The sequence below is a fragment of the uncultured Stenotrophomonas sp. genome, assembly GCF_963519925.1.
In the GTDB taxonomy this organism is placed as follows: domain Bacteria; phylum Pseudomonadota; class Gammaproteobacteria; order Xanthomonadales; family Xanthomonadaceae; genus Stenotrophomonas; species Stenotrophomonas maltophilia_AE.
In genome coordinates this window covers 1-2781 of the sequence record NZ_CAUQPH010000242.1, presented here as the reverse complement: position 1 = coordinate 2781, position 2781 = coordinate 1, and the positions used below count along the sequence as shown (strand labels likewise).

Here is a 2781-nt window from a genome sequence, read left to right as displayed (position 1 = left end):
GCCGAGAGCTTTGCACGGGTGCTGGCGCAGGCGCCGCTGCAGGTGCCGCGCCTGCCGGTGCTGGCCGGCATCGATGCGCGTCCGGTGCGCGATCGCGCCGCCGTGGTGCACACGCTGTCGGCGCAGCTGGCGCAGACCATCGAGTGGGCCCAGGTGATGCGCCAGCTGTTCGAGCGTGGCGCACGCGTGTTCCTGCAACTGGGGCCCGGCACGGCGCTGGCGCGCATGGTCGCGGCCGACTACCCGTGCTGCGAGGTCCGCGCGGTCGAAGAATTCCAGCACCTGGACGGTGCGGCGGACTGGGTGCACGGCGCCCTGGACCGCGTGCGATGAGCGGTTGGCTCCACCTGCAAGCGTCAGCCCGGGGATGGCGGGTTTCCATCCGTGCAATAGCTGCATCACGTGTCTGGGAGGGCGCATGAGTCCACAAATTGCAACGATCATCGGTCTGGTGATCATGTTCATCATCGCCACCGCATTACCCATCAACATGGGCGCGGTGGCCTTCGCGCTGGCTTTCATCATCGGCGGCATCTTCGTCGGCATGGAAGGCAAGGAAGTGCTCGGCGGGTTCCCCGGCGACCTGTTCCTGACCCTGGTCGGCATCACCTACCTGTTCGCCATCGCCCAGAAGAACGGCACCATCGACCTGCTGGTGCACTGGGCGGTACGCGCGGTGCGCGGGCGGATCGTGGCGATTCCGTGGGTGATGTTCGTGGTCACCGCGGTGCTCACCGCGTTCGGTGCACTGGGCCCGGCAGCCGTGGCGATCATCGGCCCGGTCGCGCTGCGTTTCGCCAAGCAGTACAACATCAATCCATTGATGATGGGGCTGCTGGTGATCCACGGCGCACAGGCCGGCGGCTTCTCGCCGATCAGCGTGTACGGCAGCATCACCAACGGCGTGGTGCAGAAGGCCGGGCTTGAAGTCACCGAAATGGCGGTGTTCCTGACCAGCCTGGGCTTCAACTTCATGATGGCGACGATCTGCTTCTTCGCCTTCGGCGGCATTGCGCTGATGCGCCGTGGTGCGGTTACCGTTGGCGGTGGCGAACCTGCCCTGGCCGGCGGCCCGCAGGCCTCGTCGCGGCAGTTCGCGATCGAAGGCCACGGCGCGCTGGTCTCGGCCGGCGGCGGCACGCTGTCGAACGATCCCGATGCGCTCGAGGCGGTCGGGGTCACCCGCGAGCGTCTGTTCACCCTGGTCGGCCTGCTCGGCCTCGGGATCGCCGCACTGATCTACAACCTCAACGTGGGCCTGGTATCCATCACCGTGGCGGTGGCGCTGGCGTTGCTGTCGCCGAAGAGCCAGAAGGGTGCGGTGGATGGCATCAGCTGGTCCACCGTGCTGCTGATCTGCGGCGTGGTCACCTACGTGGGCGTGCTGGAGAAGGCCGGTTCGGTGGACTTCATCGGCAACGGCGTGTCCAACATCGGCATTCCGCTGCTGGGGGCGCTGCTGGTGTGCTACGTGGGCGGCATCGTCTCGGCCTTCGCCTCGTCGGCGGCGGTGCTGGGCGCGACCATTCCGCTGGCGGTGCCGTTCCTGCTGCAGGGGCACCTGGGCGCGGCCGGGGTGATCTGCGCGCTGGCGGTGTCCTCCACCATCGTGGACGTCAGCCCGTTCTCGACCAACGGCGCGCTGGTCGTGGCGTCGGCGGCGAAGGAAGAGCGCGAATCGCTGTTCCGGCGGTTCCTGGTGTACAGCGGGCTGGTCGTCGTGTTCGGACCGCTGCTGGCCTGGCTGCTGTTCGTGGTGCCTGGCTGGATGTAATGGGATGACCGGAGTGCCGGCCAACGGCCGGCGCTACCGGCGACGACCGTCTACAATCCGCTCATGGCCATTGCCCCTGCCCCGCGTTCTCCGAAGAAGCGTGCCCCTCTGTACGAAGAGGTGGCCGAACGCGTGCGCGAGCAGATCTACGACTACCGGCTGCCGCCGGGCGAGTGGATCGACGAACCGGCGCTGTGCGAGGAACTGGGCATCAGCCGCACGCCGCTGCGCGAAGCGCTGAAGCTGCTGGCGGCCGAAGGCCTGGTCCAGATCGATGCCGGACGCGGTGCCCGCGTCACCCGGCTGACCCTGGAAGACCTCAACCAGCTGTTTCCGGTGATGGCGATGCTGGAAGGCCGCTGCGCGCATGAGGCGGTCACCCACATCGACGATGACGGCATCGCCCGGCTGGAAACCCTGCACGCGGCGATGGAAGCGGCAGCGGCGGACGGCAACATCGCCGACTACTACCGCAACAACTACCTGATCCATGAAACCGTGCAGCATTACGCCGGCAACCCGTGGCTGATCCGCATCACCCACGACCTGCACCGCATCCTGAAGATGCACCGCGGGCGGCAGCTGCTCACCCCGGGACGCACCGCGCAGTCGCTTTCCGAGCACCGTGCGTTGATGGACTGCTTCCGCCGCCGCGACGCACACGGGGCCGAGCGCACCATGGAGAAGCACCTGCTCAGCCAAGGCCAGGCGCTGGCCGCGTACGTGGCGGCGGGCGGCTTGTTGAACGTGCCGGCCCCGCTGCCGACCGAAGGCGGTCTGTAACCGCCCGGGGCATCAGGTAGGGCGGGTTTCGCGCAGGCCCCACAGCACCGGCAGGACCAGCAGCGCCACCACCGCGATCATCGCGCCCGGGGCGGCAGCCCAGCCGGTGTGGCGCACCAGCAGTTCGGCCAGCAGCGGCGTGGCGCCGCCGAAGAACGCGGTGGCCATGGTCACCCCCAGCGCCAGCCCGCTCAGCCGGCCTTCGCCGGGGAACTGTTCGGCGG

At 68.4% G+C, this 2781-nt stretch carries 2 protein-coding genes and 2 pseudogenes; 3 read left to right on the top strand and 1 reads right to left on the bottom strand.

Annotation, left to right across the window (positions count from 1 at the left end):
* The 3 genes and pseudogenes from RWO33_RS20045 to RWO33_RS20035 all read left to right on the top strand — a co-directional run.
* A pseudogene (locus tag RWO33_RS20045) lies at positions 1-333 on the top strand (malonate decarboxylase subunit epsilon); the annotation flags it as partial.
* A gap of 85 nt (positions 334-418) precedes the next feature.
* A complete protein-coding gene (locus tag RWO33_RS20040; protein WP_145478299.1) occupies positions 419-1774 on the top strand; it encodes an SLC13 family permease in 1356 nt (451 codons plus the stop codon).
* Positions 1775-1837: 63 nt separating this feature from the next.
* The gene (locus RWO33_RS20035; protein ID WP_145478300.1) at positions 1838-2557 is read left to right on the top strand and encodes a GntR family transcriptional regulator; all 720 of its coding nucleotides are present in this window, start codon (positions 1838-1840) and stop codon (positions 2555-2557) included.
* A 12-nt stretch (positions 2558-2569) separates the two neighbouring features.
* On the opposite strand, the pseudogene RWO33_RS20030 reads toward RWO33_RS20035, so the two are convergent.
* Positions 2570-2781 (bottom strand): annotated as a pseudogene (locus RWO33_RS20030) (MFS transporter); the annotation flags it as partial.